Source organism: Acinetobacter sp. 3657, assembly GCF_031456775.1.
Lineage (GTDB): Bacteria > Pseudomonadota > Gammaproteobacteria > Pseudomonadales > Moraxellaceae > Acinetobacter.
Map to the genome: position 1 here is coordinate 181,353 of NZ_JAVDVH010000002.1, position 18,140 is coordinate 199,492.

14 protein-coding genes are annotated in these 18,140 nt (G+C 40.9%); 9 read left to right on the forward strand and 5 right to left on the reverse strand.

The genetic code is table 11. The features are described 5' to 3' along the window. Window positions 1-20 precede the first annotated feature (20 nt). Both J2Y37_RS04080 and J2Y37_RS04085 read right to left on the reverse strand, forming a co-directional pair. Entirely contained in the window at window positions 21-1,406 is a 1,386-nt protein-coding gene (locus J2Y37_RS04080; RefSeq protein WP_004669349.1) for a wax ester/triacylglycerol synthase family O-acyltransferase, read from the reverse strand. Window positions 1,407-1,630: 224 nt separating this feature from the next. Then, window positions 1,631-2,362 (reverse strand): phosphoadenylyl-sulfate reductase, encoded by a 732-nt coding sequence (locus J2Y37_RS04085; protein WP_349031955.1) that lies wholly within the window; start codon window positions 2,360-2,362, stop codon window positions 1,631-1,633. A 500-nt stretch (window positions 2,363-2,862) separates the two neighbouring features. On the opposite strand from J2Y37_RS04085, the gene thrH reads away from it, so the two are divergent. Beyond that, window positions 2,863-3,480 (forward strand): bifunctional phosphoserine phosphatase/homoserine phosphotransferase ThrH, encoded by a 618-nt coding sequence (gene thrH / locus J2Y37_RS04090; RefSeq protein ID WP_241322172.1) that lies wholly within the window; start codon window positions 2,863-2,865, stop codon window positions 3,478-3,480. A 78-nt stretch (window positions 3,481-3,558) separates the two neighbouring features. Here the strand turns inward: thrH and J2Y37_RS04095 are convergent, their stop codons facing one another. Then, a complete protein-coding gene (locus J2Y37_RS04095; protein WP_349031956.1) occupies window positions 3,559-4,788 on the reverse strand; it encodes an outer membrane protein transport protein in 1,230 nt (409 codons plus the stop codon). Window positions 4,789-5,011: 223 nt separating this feature from the next. After that, the gene (locus tag J2Y37_RS04100; RefSeq protein ID WP_349031957.1) at window positions 5,012-6,358 is read right to left on the reverse strand and encodes an outer membrane protein transport protein; all 1,347 of its coding nucleotides are present in this window, start codon (window positions 6,356-6,358) and stop codon (window positions 5,012-5,014) included. A gap of 486 nt (window positions 6,359-6,844) precedes the next feature. Between J2Y37_RS04100 and kdpA the strand changes: the two genes are divergently transcribed. From kdpA to J2Y37_RS04140, 8 genes are all read left to right on the forward strand, one after another. Then, the gene (gene kdpA / locus J2Y37_RS04105) at window positions 6,845-8,542 is read left to right on the forward strand and encodes a potassium-transporting ATPase subunit KdpA (RefSeq protein WP_349031958.1); all 1,698 of its coding nucleotides are present in this window, start codon (window positions 6,845-6,847) and stop codon (window positions 8,540-8,542) included. Window positions 8,543-8,555: 13 nt separating this feature from the next. Then, the gene (gene kdpB / locus J2Y37_RS04110) at window positions 8,556-10,568 is read left to right on the forward strand and encodes a potassium-transporting ATPase subunit KdpB (protein ID WP_349031959.1); all 2,013 of its coding nucleotides are present in this window, start codon (window positions 8,556-8,558) and stop codon (window positions 10,566-10,568) included. A gap of 9 nt (window positions 10,569-10,577) precedes the next feature. Beyond that, window positions 10,578-11,189 carry a potassium-transporting ATPase subunit KdpC gene (gene kdpC / locus J2Y37_RS04115; RefSeq protein WP_349031960.1) on the forward strand — a complete coding sequence of 204 codons (612 nt, stop codon included), beginning with the start codon at window positions 10,578-10,580 and terminating at the stop codon, window positions 11,187-11,189. A gap of 13 nt (window positions 11,190-11,202) precedes the next feature. Beyond that, window positions 11,203-13,854 (forward strand): sensor histidine kinase KdpD, encoded by a 2,652-nt coding sequence (locus J2Y37_RS04120; RefSeq protein WP_349031961.1) that lies wholly within the window; start codon window positions 11,203-11,205, stop codon window positions 13,852-13,854. A 10-nt stretch (window positions 13,855-13,864) separates the two neighbouring features. After that, window positions 13,865-14,563, forward strand: coding sequence for a response regulator (locus tag J2Y37_RS04125; RefSeq protein WP_349031962.1), 699 nt, complete (start codon window positions 13,865-13,867; stop codon window positions 14,561-14,563). A gap of 145 nt (window positions 14,564-14,708) precedes the next feature. Next, window positions 14,709-15,380, forward strand: a complete 672-nt coding sequence (locus J2Y37_RS04130) for a CsgG/HfaB family protein (protein ID WP_349031963.1) — start codon at window positions 14,709-14,711, stop codon at window positions 15,378-15,380. 18 nt (window positions 15,381-15,398) lie between these two features. Beyond that, the gene (locus tag J2Y37_RS04135) at window positions 15,399-15,761 is read left to right on the forward strand and encodes a DUF4810 domain-containing protein (protein ID WP_349031964.1); all 363 of its coding nucleotides are present in this window, start codon (window positions 15,399-15,401) and stop codon (window positions 15,759-15,761) included. 2 nt (window positions 15,762-15,763) lie between these two features. After that, the gene (locus tag J2Y37_RS04140; RefSeq protein ID WP_349031965.1) at window positions 15,764-16,441 is read left to right on the forward strand and encodes a GNA1162 family protein; all 678 of its coding nucleotides are present in this window, start codon (window positions 15,764-15,766) and stop codon (window positions 16,439-16,441) included. Window positions 16,442-16,500: 59 nt separating this feature from the next. On the opposite strand, the gene J2Y37_RS04145 is transcribed toward J2Y37_RS04140, so the two are convergent. Then, window positions 16,501-17,961 (reverse strand): coniferyl aldehyde dehydrogenase, encoded by a 1,461-nt coding sequence (locus J2Y37_RS04145; RefSeq protein WP_349031966.1) that lies wholly within the window; start codon window positions 17,959-17,961, stop codon window positions 16,501-16,503. Between the last annotated feature and the right edge of the window lie 179 nt (window positions 17,962-18,140).

Consider the following 18,140-nt stretch of genomic DNA (forward strand, 5'->3'; position numbering starts at 1 on the left):
CCCTTAGTTTTTTCTGAAAGTTAATTCGCAACTTTTTGCTTTTCGAACTCTTGAATCTTTTGTTCAAAGCGTTGAATTTCTTCTTCTAAATGAGTCAGTAGATTTTGCATTTTAGGCAATGCATTACGACATGCAATCAATCCCACCTCAAGTTTATCGAGATAACTGGTCAAAGTAATATTCAGCGCTTGGCCATCCATAACGATTGAAGCAGGGTACAGCGCATCCAGTCTTGCACCATTCCAATATAAAGGCTCACGTGGACCCGGTACATTTGAAATCACAAGGTTAAATGCTTGGCGTTTAGGCAGCATGCCTGAAACGATATTTAGACCTGCTGGTCCATACACAACAGCACTATAGTTCAAAATCTCATTTGCAGTCATACGGCTAAAACGTTGTTTAGAGTTTTGTACGCTACGACGAATAATTTCTAAACGTTCAATTGGATTTTCAATGTGCGTCGCAAGATTTGCCAAAATCATGGTAATGCGGTTACTGACGTCTGAATCATCAGTACGTAATGACGCAGGAACCATCGCAATAAGCGGTTTTTTCGGCAGACTATTTTGACTAATTAAATACTCACGTAATGCACCTGAGCACACGGTAAGTACTACATCATTGATGGTCACACCCAAGACTTTAGCAATATAGCGCAAGCGATTCAGTTCAAAAGATTGTGCTGCGAAACGACGAGAAGAACTGACACGCTGGTTTAAAATTGAAGGTGGTGCTTGGAAGGTTGAAACGTAGTCTGGGTTTTTTCCCATTTCTTTAAATATTGTTTGAGACAACTCTTGCATGACCTTAGGGGTGACTTCAAGCTGAGATTTGATCCCATCTATAAAGCCTTTGATTTTGCTGACGGTCGGTGGCTTTGGTACTTTTAGACGTTTACCGCGTGTTCCTTCAACACACCATAACGGTACAACGTGTTTTTCATTTGGATCTTTAGACAGCGACTTTTCAATTAAGCGCATACCCGCAACGCCATCGACCATCGCATGGTGTATTTTGAAGTACATGGCAAAGCGATTGCCTTCAATACCTTCGATAATGTCACAGGTCCATAATGGCTTGGCACGATCAATCAGTGAACTATGCTGCTGTGAAATATAGACCAGCAATTCGCGAATACGGCCAGGGTTGGGTAGTGCAATATGGCTGAAATGATGATCTAGGTCGAATTCATTGTCTTCACCCCAAAATAAACCATTGAGTTGGTTATTAAATGGAGGTACTGGAATGCTTTTTGATTGACGAATTTCTTCCACTAAGTCATGTACGAAAGTCGGCGAAGCATTCTCAGGAAGTTCGAATAAAAACAATCCACCTACGTGCATAGGTTGTTGTCTTTTTTCTAATGAAAGAAAAATGAAGTCGATTGGGTGTAATGGGCGCATAGCAGATTAGCCTCTCGTCGCATTTTTTATAAGATACTCGTAGGGTTTGCTGATATTTCAACCATGAAGTGCCAACAAACCCTATAACTCTTATTAGAATTATTGAACCGTTGTGTCGAGTATATACGGTTTGTTCTGGTTAAAATATGACTTTGTACACGGCAGTCATAAAAAATAAAACCACTGATGAATCAGTGGTTTTAATATACCAAATCTGTAATTGATTATCTTTTGAGATTGCCAGCATGCAAGCCGCATTCTTTGTGTGTGGCTTCTTCCCACCACCAGCGTCCTTCTCGCTCATGCTGATTTGGAAGTACGGCACGCGTACATGGCTCACAACCAATCGAAATAAAACCGCGCTCATGCAATGGGTTGTATGGGATTTCCATCATACGGATATAACTCCATACATCCGCACTGCTCCAGTTCGCAAGTGGATTGTATTTAATCAGTTGCTTACCTTCACCTGAAAAACCTGCATCGGCTTGAACCACTGGAACGTCACTCCGCGTTGGGCTTTGATCCTTACGCTGACCTGTAATCCAGCCGTCTAAAGTTGCCAATTTTTTCCGTAAAGGTTGTACTTTACGAACGCCGCAACACTCCTGATGACCATCTTCAAAAAAACTAAATAAGCCTTTTTCATCTACCAGTTGCTGGACTGCTGCTGATTCAGGAAAGCAAATTTCGATATTGATCTTGTAATGTTTACGTACAGTTTCGATGAACTGATACGTCTCGGCATGTAAACGTCCCGTATCTAAACTAAATACACGGAATGGTTTGCCAATACGAGATGCGATATCAATTAATACAACATCTTCAGCGCCTGAAAAAGAAATAGCGATTTCACCTTCTTGGCTGAGCGCAAGTTCTAAAATTTCTCGTGGCGATTTATCTGCATAGTCAGCAGCGAGAGCGTCTACAAGGTCAATAGTCGGAATAACAGTCATGAATGTTCCTGGCGATAGGCTTGGGCATAATTGTAAATTATTTTAGGGTCTGTTGACACTTCAGCTATGCATTGCGTTATAGGCTAAAACGACATAAACAAGGCATGAAATGAAGGCAATGGCGACCCCCTTGTCAAATTTCATAACGAAGTTTAGGGAAGTTTTAGCCATAACCCTGAGCAAGAGCAAAGCACTGCTTTGATCGCAGCGCAAGGCGAAGCTCGAGGACAGGGGCATTTTTTGCCGCTACTACGTTATGTCTTGCTTACTTAGAGTGACTAAGTTTCGCAAGACCTGCCTTGTATCGACTAAAAAATGCCCGCTGTCGCAATGAGAGCTATAGCTCGTAAGGTGAAATGTCAGCAGACCCGCAGCAAAGCGGAGGGCTTGCCGTCAACTTTAATCTTGCAGAATAAAGTCGTTTTATTCAACAACAGCGCAAAAAATTGAAAATGTTAATGGTATGATACAGCAATTTTTAACCAACATTGGACGCATTCATGGAAATCGTATGCCTAGATCTTGAAGGGGTTTTAGTTCCAGAAATCTGGATTAATTTTGCAAAAAAAACAGGGATTAAAGAACTCGAAGCGACCACGCGTGATATTCCAGACTATGATGTGCTGATGACGCAGCGTCTGAATATTTTAAAACAACATGGTCTGGGTTTAAACGATATTCAGGCTGTGATCGCTGATATGGGACCTTTTGAAGGGGCAAAGGAGTTTGTTGAATGGGTCAGTACTCATTTTCAACTGATTATTTTGTCTGATACCTTCTATGAGTTTGCTCACCCATTGATGAAACAACTCGGTTGGCCAACTATTTTCTGTCATAAATTAGAGACAGATGAAAATGGTATGATTACCGCGTATAAACTGCGTCAACCTGATCAAAAGCGTCAAGCCGTCAAAGCATTACATGGTTTGAATTTCCGTGTAATCGCAGCGGGCGATTCTTATAATGATACAACGATGCTTGGTGAAGCAGATCATGGTTTCTTGTTTGATGCGCCAGATAATGTCATTGCTGAGTTTCCGCAATTTCCACCACTTCATGGCTATGAGGCATTGAAGCAAGCGATTCGCGCTGTATCACAACGTAATATTCCAGAATAATATGTGTTTTTTCACCATCGTGTGAAAAATGGATAAAATAAAAGGCGCATAAAGCGCCTTTTATTTTATCAAACGCAATTAGAACTTATAGCCAATTTTCAGGCCGTAAGCGATCGCATCGTTATTGTTAAATTCGGCGATATAATTAGGCGTATCAAACTGAGAACCTGATTGTGCTTTGGCATCACCTAACCAGAAATATTTTACGCCACCTGCGATGAAGTAGTTTGGTGCAGGGCTGTATTGAACCCCGACACCAACATTCCAATAACCTTCTGTTGGTCCAAGCGTGGTGACTGGATTGCCTGCACCAGAGTCCCAACCTACGGATAGGTTACCTGCCCATTGATCATTCAGTTTACGTCCTACACCCGCAGTAACCGAATATTGATCATCGGTATAAGCGACGAGATCGAAACCTTCTTTTTTGCCTGTTGATGCAATGATTGGTGCTAACACAGAAGCTTCACCAAACTTATATGGGCGAATGGCAAAATCTTTCCAGTTCACCCAACGTATGTTAGCAAAGGCAACAGTATTTTCCATAATCCCAGTTTGTAAATCGAGGTTGATCGACTGTGGGGTGGTAATCTCAGTTGTACCTTCTGAATGATTAATTTGATTTAAAATAGCATCAAAACCAGCATTGCCAGTCATACCTGCCACACCATGTTTTTCATAAGCATTCATTTCGTGCTTGATCTTCGCACGGTAGGTTAGGGATGCTTTAAGGGCGATTTCAGGGATTTGATAAGCGACACCCGCTAACCAACCCACTGCTTCATCTTTACCAGTTTTAAAGTCATAGCCATTGTATGCACTATAGCTCGTGCCACGTAATAACACGGTGCTGTCTAGAGTTTGATAAACCGCACCCGCATAAAGATTCCAGTTTTGATTTGGCTGATAACCAAAAAGTAAATTTAAATTTTCGGTACTTACCGTAACCGATGTTTTGCCGTTAAAAGGTACTGGTCGATTTTCGACAAAATTGTTTTGACCGTGATATTCAGCATCAGCACCATAAGGATGATCATAGAGTAGACCAATAGAAAAATGCTCAGTTGCTTGAATTTTTAATGCGGCACTTGGTGAGTAATACTGGTTTGCCATATCACCCGTAGAGTTTTGTGAAATATCTTTTCCTGAAACATCTGCGCTCAGAAAGGTAATACCCGCTTCAAAATAGTTGTCTGGCTGTAAAAATGCAGCGATTGACTGACCTGAACGATCCAATGCAGCAGCAAAGACTGAGGTCGTTGGTAGTAAACTGAGTAACACAGCTTTTTGAATGGCATGCAGCTTCATTGATATTTTCTCTCATATCACGGTATAACAAGAATGCCGCGGAAAGTAACATAATTTTGGGAAGCCGAAATATTTTACAAATGTCAATAAATGAACTGCTAAAGTCATGGAAAGGTATTGAGTTATATGGCCTTATAGATTATTCACTCTAATTTTTTTATTTAACGGTAAATTATGAGCAAAAAAAGACCGTCTTATGACGGTCTTTTTTCGTTGATATGGATTAGAAACGGTAACCGATTTTTAAGCCATAAGCGAGAGCATCGTTGTCTTCAAACTTAGCAACATAATCATTGCTACCCGCTTGAGCGCCAGTTTGAGCTTTAGCATCACCTAACCAGAAGTACTTCACGCCACCAGCAATAAAGGTCGCTGGAGTAGGGCTATATTGAACACCTAAACCAACATTCCAATAGCCTTCTGTAGGACCTAAAGTCGTAATTGGGTTGCCTGCGCCAGAATCCCAACCTACAGAAACGTTACCAGCCCATTGTTCGCTGAGTTTGCGACCAACACCTGCATTGACTGACCATTGATCTTCAGAGTATTCAACAAGAGAAAAACCATCTGGACGATTGACTAAAGGACCAACTGCTTCAGCTGCTTTTCCAAACTTGTAAGGAGTGATGGAGAAGTCTTTCCAATTCACCCAGCGTACATTTGCGAACGCAACAGTATTTGCCATGATGCCAGTTTGGAAGTCTAAATTCACAGACTGTGGCGTAGTGATTTTAGTCTTTCCTTCAGCTGAGTTAGCTGCCGAAAAATTCGTTACAGCTTGACCGATTGCAGCAATTTGTTGAGGTGTTAAACCTAAACCTGGAAGTTGACCAGCAAGACCTGGTAAAGCAGCGGCTAAAGGAGATGCTAGACCAAGATTTTCATTAGCAACAAATTTATGATCAATTTCAGAGCGATAAGTTACTGAGGCTTTAAGTGCAATCTCTGGAATTTGAAAAGCTGCACCAGCTAACCAGCCAGCTGCACCATCTTCTTTAATATTTGCATCATATCCATTAAACACACTATAAGCTGAGCCACGTAAGTGAACATCACCTTTAATAGTTTGGTATACACCACCACCATAAATATTAAAGTTTTCAGTTGGTTGGAAACCAAAAATCATAGAAATGTTTTGTGAGTCGACTTCAACTGAAGTGTTTCCTGTTGTTGCACCACCAATAGCTGAGGTTGTGATAGGTAGTGAACTTAATACGCGATCTGTTGGTGATGCAACAAAAACATTATCCCCAGTATATGTTGCATCAGCGCCAAAAGGTTGATCGTAGAGTAAACCGAAAGAGAATTTATCTGTGAGTTGAAGTTTTAATGCCGCGCTTGGGAAAAAATAATCTCCCGCCATATCATCAATTTTACGATTTGTTGCAGATGAGCCTGCTTCCTGACCTTTTACTGTAGGATCCAAAACTGAAATTCCAGCTTCAAAGTAGTTGCCTGGCTGTAAAAAAGCAGACATAGACTGACCTGAACGGTCTAACGCCGCTGCAAAAACTCCAGTTGCAGGTAACGTTGCTAAGATCATTGCAGTGCTAAGGTGTTTTAATTTCATTTTAAATCTTTCCTTGAACTTTTAAGATTCTTAAGTGTTGAGAAGCTATGAATTAACAACAAAACAGTTGTCTATTGTGATTGGCTATAACTTCATGTAACAAAAATACCATAATTAAAATAAGAGTAAATGTTCTAAATGAACTATTCAGTACGATTTTTTACATGAAAATGAACGGAAAATAATCTATATATATTTTATACATCTGTGTTTTTGTTGATAAAATCATGAAAAATATAAATTATTTTTTTTGAGTGGGTGGATTTTTTTTTGCATTTTTTAGAAAATTATTTTTTTTAAGGTCAAAGATTTTTTGTAATAAATAGGAAATTTTTTCAATACTGCTATTTTTATTGCTCTATTAAACCGTTTAGGTGTGAGGTAAATAAGTTTACGCAAAATTTACGCATCTGTCTTTTTTCAATATAGAGAATTTACGCACTCAATTTCCATACTTATGCCGAACTATTTTTTATGGCATTACCTATGTGGGAATTTATTTCCGTATTTATGTTTGCATTGCTTCTAGCGTATCCCTTAGGACGCTATCTCGCCGATGTGATGCAAGCAAAACCGATGCGAAGCGACCGATTTTTTAAATGGATAGAGCAGCCTATTTATACTGTTCTCAATGTAAAACAAGTTGGAATGAATTGGCACCAATATTTGGCAGCCTTTGTTCTGAGTAATATTTTATTGTTGGTGACCAGTGTCACTATTTTAATGACACAAGCTTGGTTACCACTGAATCCTGATCATATTCCAAATATGAATTGGGATTTGGCGTTACATACTGCGATTTCGTTCCTGACCAATACCAATCAGCAGCATTATTCTGGACAAGCACAGCTTTCTTATTTATCACAAATGACAGTGATCGTGGGGCTGCAATACTTGTCACCTTTAATGGGATTGGCATTATTAGTGGCAATGTTAAGAGCATTATTCTTACAGCCGAGTCAAACAGAAAACTCTGAGAAAAAGACATGGAAGAATATTAATCTGGGTAATTTTTGGATGGATATTATTCGTCCATTATTTCGGTTTTTTATTCCTTTAGCATTTATTTTCTCTTTACTGCTCACCTTTCAAGGCGTTCCAGCAACGCTTTCTGCTGGCCCGACTGTACAAGTTTTGGATCAATCAGCAGAAGTTCAAACTCAACGTATCCCTCTTGGCCCAGTGGCACCGATGGTTGCGATTAAGCAATTAGGGAGTAATGGTGGTGGTTGGTATGGTCCAAACAGCAGTGTGCCTTTAGAAAACCCAACCCCACTTTCAAATGTTCTTGCAATGATTGCAATCCTATTGATTCCATTATCGGTGGTGTTTATGGTCGGGCGCTTTGTCCAACGTCGGAAATTGATGTGGATGATTTTCGGAACGATGTTGTTGATGTCTGTTGCTTCTGCCTCGTTGACATTGTGGACTGAAAAATCATCGTTGCTTGCAAACTCAGCATTGATGGAAGGGAAAGAAGTCCGTTTTGGCGCTGATGCATCCGCGTTGTGGGGCAGCTTGACCACACAAGTAAATAATGGCTCTGTCAATATGATGCATGATTCTGCTTCCCCTCTGACGGGTTTGCTAGAGCTATGCAATATGTTGATTAATGCGATTTGGGGTGGGATCGGTTGTGGTCTATTACAGTTCTTTATTTATCTGTTCTTAGCCGTTTTTATTGCAGGCTTAATGACAGGGCGCTCGCCAGAGTTATTTGGGCGAAAAATTGAAGTCACTGAAATTAAACTTTTAGCATTTGTGATCCTATTACAGCCTGTTGTGATTCTTGGGTTAACTGCGATTGCAATCGCATTTCCTTCGCTGAAAGGCAATTCAAACCCTGCATTCCACGGAATCAGCCAAGTGTTTTATGAGTATGTCTCTGCTTATGCCAACAATGGTTCTGGTTTCGAGGGATTGGGCGATGACAGCTTGTGGTGGAATCTCAGTGCGAGTGTCGCATTGTTAGCAGGGCGCTATAGCGTATTGATGATCCCTGTTTTAATCGCCGTAAGCTTGGCAACCAAACCGCAAGCTGGAGAAAGCAAAGGTTCTTTACAGATTGAGTCGCCTACATTTGCCCTGACGTTGATCGCAATTGTATTGATCCTCACGTTATTGCAATTTATGCCAGTGTTGGTGATTGGACCAATTGCTGATTATTTATCTGTAAACATCTAGTGGAGCAAGCTCAATGAATCATTCAAATGCGACACAAATGGATATTTTGAATAAAGTAATTATTCAGCAAACCTTTTATAAACTGCTGCCGCAACATGCATTTAAAAACCCTGTGATGGCGTGTGTATGGGTGGGGACTGTTTTAACCGTTATTGCAACTTTAATGGGAAGTACCAGTTTAGGCTTTGGTCTATTGCTGACTTTGATTTTATTGGTGACGGTGTTATTTGCCAATTATGCAGAAGCTGTTGCAGAGGCCAAAGGACGGGGGCAAGCCGCTTCATTGCGACAAGCTCGTGAGAATTTAACTGCAAATCGAATCGCAGACCTCAATGCGACCCCACATGTCATATCTGCAAATTTACTTAAGAAAGATGATTTAGTCGTGGTCAAGGCTGGTGAGATTGTGCCTGCTGATGGAGAAATAATCCAAGGTTTCGCCACCATTAATGAATCAGCCGTAACTGGTGAATCTGCGCCTGTACTTCGTGAAGCTGATACTGATCGTTCAGGGGTGATCGGAGGAACGAAGGTATTGTCTGATCAAATTATTATTCGAGTCAGTAATGAAGCTGGTCATAGCTTTCTAGATCGGATGATTGCTTTGGTAGAAGGCGCCAATCGTCAGAAAACACCGAATGAAATAGCACTGAGTATCTTACTCAACATTATGACCATAACTTTTGTGGTGGTGGTTGCAACGCTACCGTTCATTGGTTCAATGGTGGGAATCAAGATTAGTCTTGTGTTGTTGATTGCTTTGTTGGTGTGTTTGATTCCAACGACGATTGGTGGATTATTGCCTGCAATTGGGATTGCAGGGATGAACCGCGCATTAAAAGCCAATGTATTGGCAAAGTCAGGAAAAGCAGTTGAGGTGGCAGGCGATATTGATGTGTTGCTGTTAGATAAAACTGGCACGATTACCTATGGCGACCGTCAAGCAACCGCATTTTATCCACTCAAGGGTGTTGCGATTCAAAACTTACGTCAAGCAGCAGTATTATCATCTTTAGCTGATCCGACGCCTGAAGGTAAGTCGATTGTTAAATTGGCTCAAGAACAAGGTGAGCAGGTTCATTCTTCTGAGATTGAAATGCAGTTTATTCCCTTTAGTGCTCAGACACGTATTTCAGGTGTGGACTTGGCAGAAAATCGCCAGATTCGTAAGGGATCTTATGATGCAATTATTCAATTACCTTATCAAAATCAAACGATTCAAGCTGAGTTAAAGCAAGTAGTCGAAACAGTTGCTCGTAAAGGTGCAACACCTTTGGTGGTGATTGATCGTGAAATGATCCTAGGTGTGATTGAGTTGTCTGATGTGATCAAGCCTGGGATTAAAGAGCGTTTTGCTTTGCTACGTGAGATGGGCATTAAAACCATTATGGTGACCGGGGATAATCCTTTAACTGCCGCCGCAATTGCTGCTGAAGCTGGGGTTGACGACTATATTGCCGAAGCTAAACCAGAAGATAAGCTGAACTGTATTCGTAAAGAGCAAGCTGCTGGTAAGTTAGTGGCCATGGTGGGGGATGGTACCAATGATGCACCTGCTTTGGCACAAGCTGATATTGGTTTAGCAATGAATTCAGGTACGCAAGCCGCTAAAGAAGCTGGCAATATGGTGGACTTGGATTCTGATCCGACCAAACTGTTAGATGTGGTTGAAATTGGTAAGCAACAATTGATCACAAGAGGTGCGTTAACCACATTCTCTTTGGCAAACGATGTATCTAAATACTTCGTTATCTTGCCTGCATTGTTCGCCGTGGCAATCCCTCAACTTGAAGTGCTCAACATTTTACAATTGAGTAGTCCAAGCAGTGCCGTTATTTCTGCTTTGATCTTTAATGCACTTATTATTCCAATGTTGATTCCACTTGCACTCAAAGGGGTGCAATTCAAGCCAGCAAGTGCTTTGCAATTACTCCGTCGTAATATGCTGATTTATGGTGTCGGTGGGGTGGTATTTCCATTCATTGCAATCAAGCTGATTGATCTTGTTGTTTCGTTGTGGATTTAGGAGTGTGAAATGAATACATTAGAAAACCTTCCATCAATGATTGAGTCTCAGTCGTTACTCCGTCCTAGCCTTGGTTTGATTATGGTTGGGTTCCTGATTGCTGGTGTGCTGTATTGCAGTGCGAGTGTCTCGATTGCACAGCTCATATTTCCAACGCAGGCGAATGGTAGTTTAATTACTACGAATGGTAAAATTGTAGGGTCAAGCTTGGTTGGACAGTCCTTTGTGAGTGATCGCTATTTTCACGCCCGCCCTAGCGCTATTGCCTATGATGCGTTTGCGGTTGGGGGAAGTAATTTGGCTGTTTCAAATCCTGAATTCCATCAGCAAATAAAAGAAAGAACAGCCCAGTTTGCGCAATACAATCATACGACGGCAGAGCAAGTACCGAATGAGATGATCACTGCTTCGGGAAGTGGGATTGATCCTGATATCTCCCCAGAGAGTGCGTTATTACAGGTCAAACGTGTGGCTGAACAACACCATTTAGCTGAGCAACAGGTTACTAATCTGGTCAAACAACATATTCAACCTGCTCAATGGGGGATATATGGGCAAGCACGAGTGAATGTACTTCAGCTAAACTTGGCATTAGATCAATTATCTTCTACACCACGTTGATAGAGCGAACGTTATGCAGATCGACCGTAACAATAAAGCTGATGCATGGTTGGCACATAGTCAGCGTGAACAATCTGGACGTTTAACCATTTTCTTGGGTGCAGCGCCCGGTGTGGGTAAAACCTATGCCATGCTGACCCGAGCACATGAGTTGATGCAACAAGGTCATCATGTGGTTGTGGGCGTGGTGGAAACACATGGTCGATCTGATACGGAACGCTTGATTCAGGGGCTCAATGTTATACCAAGGAAGAATGTTGAATATCAGGATCGAACTTTGGATGAGATGGATCTCGATCACATACTGAGTTTAAAACCTGAAATTGTGTTGGTTGATGAATTGGCACATCGTAATGTACCCAATAGTCGCCATGAATATCGTTGGCAAGATGTCAATGAATTACTTGATGCTGGGATTGATGTATATAGCACTTTAAATATCCAGCATCTCGAAAGTTTGAATGATGTGGTCTATCAAATCACAGGGATTCGAGTCAGTGAAACAGTTCCCGATGCATTATTGAAACGTCTGAAAGATATTCGGTTGGTTGATTTGCCCGTTCCAGAATTGTTGGAACGGATGAATCACGGCAAAATTTATAGAGCAGATGTTGCACCGCATGCTTTGCAAGGTTTTTTTAAGCCAGCACATTTGACTGCGTTACGTGATTTAGCAATTCAAACTGTCGCTGGACAAGTGGAAATTGATTATCGAGAAAAGTTCGTTGCTCAAGGGCAAATTATTCCGATCCAAAACCATGTCATGCTGGCGATTGATGGCTCAGAGTTTTCAGAGGATTTGGTCAGACGAGCACATCGAATCGCAGAAAGACGCAATGCAACGTGGAGCGTGATGTCGATTCAAAAGAGTCGATATCAAGACACGCAAACCTTTGCAGTCACTAAAGCTTTTAATTTGGCACGTAAGTTAGGTGCAGATACTTATTTGCTCTATAGCAATCATATCGCCTCAAGTATTTTACAGGCGGCTTATGATTATGGCGCATCAAATATTTTACTCGGTAAAAGCCCCAAAAAATCAGTGTGGCAGCGACTGTTTTCAGATCATATTGCCGATCAACTCTTAGAAAAACAGCATCCTTTTGAGATCACTTTTGTTCAGCCGTTGAAGGATAGGCAGAATGATCATCAACAGCAAGGGGATGCTTCAAGTAAATCATTTTTCGAGCAAGGTTTCGCTTTTAATCAACGTGAAGTGATTGAAAGTATTTTTATCATTCTCCTTGGATTTTTTGCTGCGGTCGTGAGTGACCGATTTATTGGTTATAGTGATTTAGCTTTAATTTTTATTGTTACCGTACTTTTGGTCGCTATGCGAGCGCGGATGGTGATTACCCTCGCGACGGTATTTATTTGTTTTTTACTTTATAACTACTTTTTTATTGACCCTCGCTATACGTTTAGAGTCAGTGCCGAACGTGGTGTGATTACGATTGTGACATTTATCGTCACGGCATTATTGGTTGGACGTTTGGCAAATCAGTTACGTGCTCAAGTATTAAGTTTGCGTGCTGCAAATTCAGTTTCCTTACAACTCCAAGAACTGGAAAGGAAGCTCTCAAGTTGTGTTGATATTGAGCAAGTATTAAATGTGGCGAAACAACATTTAGAAAGCGCTTTAAATGCAGCAGTTTGGTTGAGAATAGGGACTCAAGAGTTAGCCGATACAGCTTCTTTGTTGAATGACAAAGATCAAATCGCAGCAGACTGGACGCAAAAAAATGCTAAACCTTGCGGACGTTTTACCAATACATTGACTCAGTCGGAATGGTGGTTCAATCCAGTTCATTTAGTTGATGGATATGGTGTTATTGCGATTCAATTTAACCAACATCCCCAAACCATCAGCTTTGAACAACAACGTTTGGCTGAGTTGATGATCGATGATATTGCTCAAACTGTATCTCGGGTACAGTTGTCATTACAGTTGGAAAACTCTCGGGTCGTGGCTGAAACTGAAAAGTTACGTTCAGCCTTATTGTCATCTGTTTCGCATGATTTACGCTCACCATTGGCTGCGATGATTGGTTCTGCGGACAGTTTAAAATATTATAGTGAGCAGATGTCGGTGTCTGACCGCCACGATTTATTGGATACGATTCATATCGAGGGGGAACGTTTAGATCGTTATATTCAAAACTTACTCGATATGACGCGATTGGGTCATCAAGGTTTGACGCTCAGTCGAGCTTGGATTGGGGTGGATGAGTTGATCGGTTCTGCAACCCAACGACTCAAACGTTATCAGCCGAATATCAATATTGAAGTGTCTTTTCACCAAGATTTGCCGCAACTCTATGTGCATCCTGCTTTGATTGAACAGGCGATTTTCAATGTTTTGGAAAATGCTGCCAAGTTCTCACCCGATGACATTCCAATTGAAGTAAAGATCCAGCAGCATGAAACTGAACTTCAAATAGATATCGTGGATCAAGGTGTTGGGATTCCTGAAGATGAGCGAGAGCAAATCTTTGATATGTTCTATACCATGCAACGTGGTGATCGTGGTAAAACTGGAACAGGTTTAGGTCTTGCTATCGTCAAAGCGATTATTGGTGCACATATGGGAAGCATTACAGCCCATGCTGGAGCATATGGTCAAGGTACCTTAATTCGAATACGATTACCGTTACATCAGGATTAAAATCATTTGTATGCCACAAACATTTAATCAACAAGCGTCGGTTCTTATTATCGATGACGAACCCCAAATCAGAAAATTTCTCGATATCGCCTTACGTGCTCAAGGTTATCAAGTGCATTTTGCTGAAACTGGTATGAAAGGGTTGGAGACATTAGCAACTCGCGGTGCAGATTTATTGATTTTGGATTTAGGTCTGCCTGATATGGAAGGGCAAGCTGTTTTAACTGAAATGAGGCAATGGTCCGATATTCCAGTCATTGTTCTTTCAGCACGACCCGATGAAAATCAAAAAATTAAGCTACTGGATGCGGGTGCCAATGACTATGTGACCAAACCATTTAGTATTCAGGAGTTATGCGCTCGAATCCGTGTATTGTTTCGTAATAAATCACAGCAATCAGAACACAATATCATTTTTAATGATGGGCAATTATTTGTCGATGTCGCTGAGCATGTCGTGAAACTTGCAGGTGAGGAAATTGTTTTAACCAAAAAAGAATTTCAGCTTTTCGCATTGTTGATCCGCCATCAAGGCAAAATAGTGACGCAAAAACAAATTATGAATGAGTTGTGGGGCATCACCCATGAAGAAGATACTCACTATCTCAGAATTTTACTGAAAAAGCTTAGAACTAAAATTGGTGATTCTGCCGCAACGCCACATTATATTTTTACGATTGCTGGAGTTGGTTTGCGATTTTGCGAATAGTGTCGATTAAATCGATCTAATTGATTGGATTATAAAATGATTTGTTCTGATTTAAAGGGATGCTTGAATTGTAAATTGTTAGGTAGTTAAACGTTTTTAAGCTATAATTTTATGGTTTTTTTATCTTTATTTTGATTGAGCAACAATGAAAAAATTATTAGCGATTACGGCATTTAGTTCTTTAGGCTTAATGGCCTGTTCAACCACAGAAACATCAAAATCAATTCAAAGCCCACAAGTGAGGGCAGCGGTACAACAAATTAAATATAACGGAGCGAAAGTACCTGTTTCGATTGGTAAGTTTGATAATCGTTCAAGTTATATGAGAGGAATATTCTCGGACAATGTCGATCGTCTTGGTGGACAGGCGAAAACCATTTTAGAAACTCACCTACAGCAAACTGGTTATTTCTCGGTTTTAAACCGCGATAACTTGTCTGAACTCAAGCAAGAAGTAGGCTATAGCAATACCACTCAAGCGATCAAAGGCGCGCGTTATGTGCTCACAGGTGATGTATCTGAGTTCGGCCGCAAAGAAGTTGGTGATCAGCAATTATTTGGGATTTTGGGACGAGGTAAACAACAAATTGCTTATGCCAAAGTGAACTTGAATATTGTGGATGTGAAAACATCAGAGATCGTGCATTCAGTGCAGGGTGCGGGCGAATATGCATTGGGCGCGCGCGAAGTACTTGGTTTTGGTTCTACAGCTTCTTATGACTCAACCTTGAATGGTAAGGTACTTGATTTAGCGGTACGTGAAGCAGTCAACAATTTGGTTACCGATATTCAGAATAACCGTTGGACTGCACAATAAGACAGGGTCGCTGTAAAAATGAAAAAAATTCTTTTCACCAGTCTGATGAGTGTTGGATTGGTTGGCTGTGCTGCTGGACCTCAACCTTTATACAGTTGGGGGTCTTATACGCAACAGACTTATTTGATGTATAACGCGCCAGAAAAAGCCACACCCAATGCACAAATCATCAAGTTAGAAGCGGAAATAGAAAAAGCAAAAGCGAAAAATTTGGCTGTTCCACCGGGACTCTATGCGCATTTAGGGTTGTTGTTTTTACAACAGAACAATGCGCAAAAAGCAGTTGAATATTTTCAATTGGAACGACAAGTTTATCCAGAATCAACAGTGTTGATGGATCGTTTGTTGCAGAAAATGAATGCCAATGTAGGATCGACATAGCCATGATCAAGACGTTTTTAGTTGCGAGTGTTTTGCTCACAGGTTTGGTGTTTACGGGCTGTGCATCCTCACCTGTGGTGAATAAAGATATGACTGTGTATAAGCAGCATATGCCAAAATCAATTTTGGTGTTACCACCTGTCAATGATTCCCCAGATGTGAAGGCAACCTATAGCTATTGGCCAACTGTGATCACACCTGTTGCTGAAGCAGGTTATTACGTCTTTCCAATTTCTGTGGTTGATTCGATGTTTAAAGAGAATGGCGTGACCAATGGCCATGATGCTCAAAGCATTCCGACTCAGAAATTACACGAAATTTTTGGTGCTGATGCTGCACTTTATATTCGAATTAAAGAATATGGCTCTAAATATCAAGTCGTCCAAAGTGTTGCGACGGTGAGTGTAGAGGCAAAGCTGGTTGATTTAAAAACCAATGAGACGCTTTGGACAGGTGAGAAAAAGGCGGTTCAATCCAGTAATAATGGCAACAATGATTTACTCACTGCACTTGTTGGGGCATTGGTTGAACAAATTGCGGGTAGTTTAAATGATCGTGCTTATCCTTTAGCAACGATTGTGAATACGCAATTATTTACACCGACGCAGCATAATCCGGGTTTGGGCTTACTCTATGGACCACGATCTCCTCGATATCAACAAGATGGTGTTGTGAAGTAATCCATTGTTCATACACATAATAATAAAGCCTCTGAATGAGGCTTTTTTATTATTGAAGGTTATTTAATATTTGGATCGCCTTTTTTCAAAAAGAAATGCAAAGCGAGTTTTTGTACCCATGTACCATAAGGTGGATAAAATAATTGGGTTGGGAAGAATCGATGTCGAATAAAGACTGTTTTTGCATGTGAAAGTTCTCGGAAACCTTCTACACCATGATATGTACCCATACCTGAGTTGCCGATCCCACCGAATGGTGCATCATGGTTGACAACATGCCAACCCCAGTCATTGATGGTGACACCGCCCGAGTGAGTTTGTTTTAAAATGTGATCACGTTCTGTGGCATCATGAGTAAAACAATATAAGGCTAAAGGTCGATCGCCCACTTTAATATAATCAATCGCTTCATCTAAGGTGTCGTAAGCAACAACAGGTAGCACAGGTCCAAACAACTCTTCTTTTAAAATACGCATTTCTGCTGTGCAGTTTAGTACGATATGCACTGGCATACGACGCGCATCTTGTTCATGATCGTAATCACCACAAACAATGATTTGAGCACCTTTGGTTTTTGCGTCTGCTAATATTTCTTTAATACGCTTTAAATGGCGGTCATTTACAATAGAAGTGTAATTGTCATTATTGTGAATATTGTTGCCATACATCGCCGTGAAATTAGTTTTACATTCCTGCACGAACTGCTCAATTTTTTCTTTAGGCACTAGGGCATAGTCAGGGGAAACGCAGATCTGACCACAATTGGTGGCTTTGCCATGCAAAATACGTTTTGTTGCATCGGCTAATGGATAATTTCGGCTAATCAGTGCAGGGGACTTACCACCTAATTCAAGTGTTACAGGCGTTAAGTTTTCTGCGGCTGCGCGCATCACCACACGTCCAATCGCAGGTGAGCCAGTAAAGACGATGTGGTTAAACGGTAGCGATGTGAAGAGTGATGGATCAGTGATTTCCTCACCAAACACACAGACTTCATCTTCACTAAAAACTTCAGCCAACATTCTTTTGAGCATGGCGTTGGTGGCTGGGGTAATCTCAGGAAGTTTGATCATGACGCGATTGCCTGCTGCAATCGCTGCAACGAGAGGACCGAGCGCCAAATAAACGGGGAAATTCCACGGCACGACAACGCCAACAACCCCTTTGGGTTGGTATTGCACACGTAATCGATTGGATAGGAAAAGTAATTCAGTACTACGTTTGCTTGGTCGCATCCATTTCCGTAAGTGACGAATCGCATGTTCAGCTTCTAATACTGAACCCAATAAATCGAGTAGTTTGGATTCATCGAGTGAGCGTGAACTAAAGTCAGTATTGATTGCTGTTGCGATCGCATCTTGGTAACGAATGATCTGTTTTTTAAGATTAAATAATTTACTGCGTCGTGTGTCTAGGTCAGGATAGGGTTGAGCATTGAAAGCAGCGCATTGTCGAGTAAAAACAGATTGCATATATTTATCGGCGGATTGACTAGATTCGAGTGAGTGTGGGGAATTCATTATTGCTCCTTTTATACTTCATTATCTCGATTGTTTAAATATTCTAAATATTTCATCTCAATTGTTTAGGTTTGGAGAACCGAATTCATCATTCTTTCATTTGGCTGTTGTACAATGATTGGAACTCATTCATTGATCAAAAATAGACTTGAGATGATTTTTGAAAATTTAAACCTTCA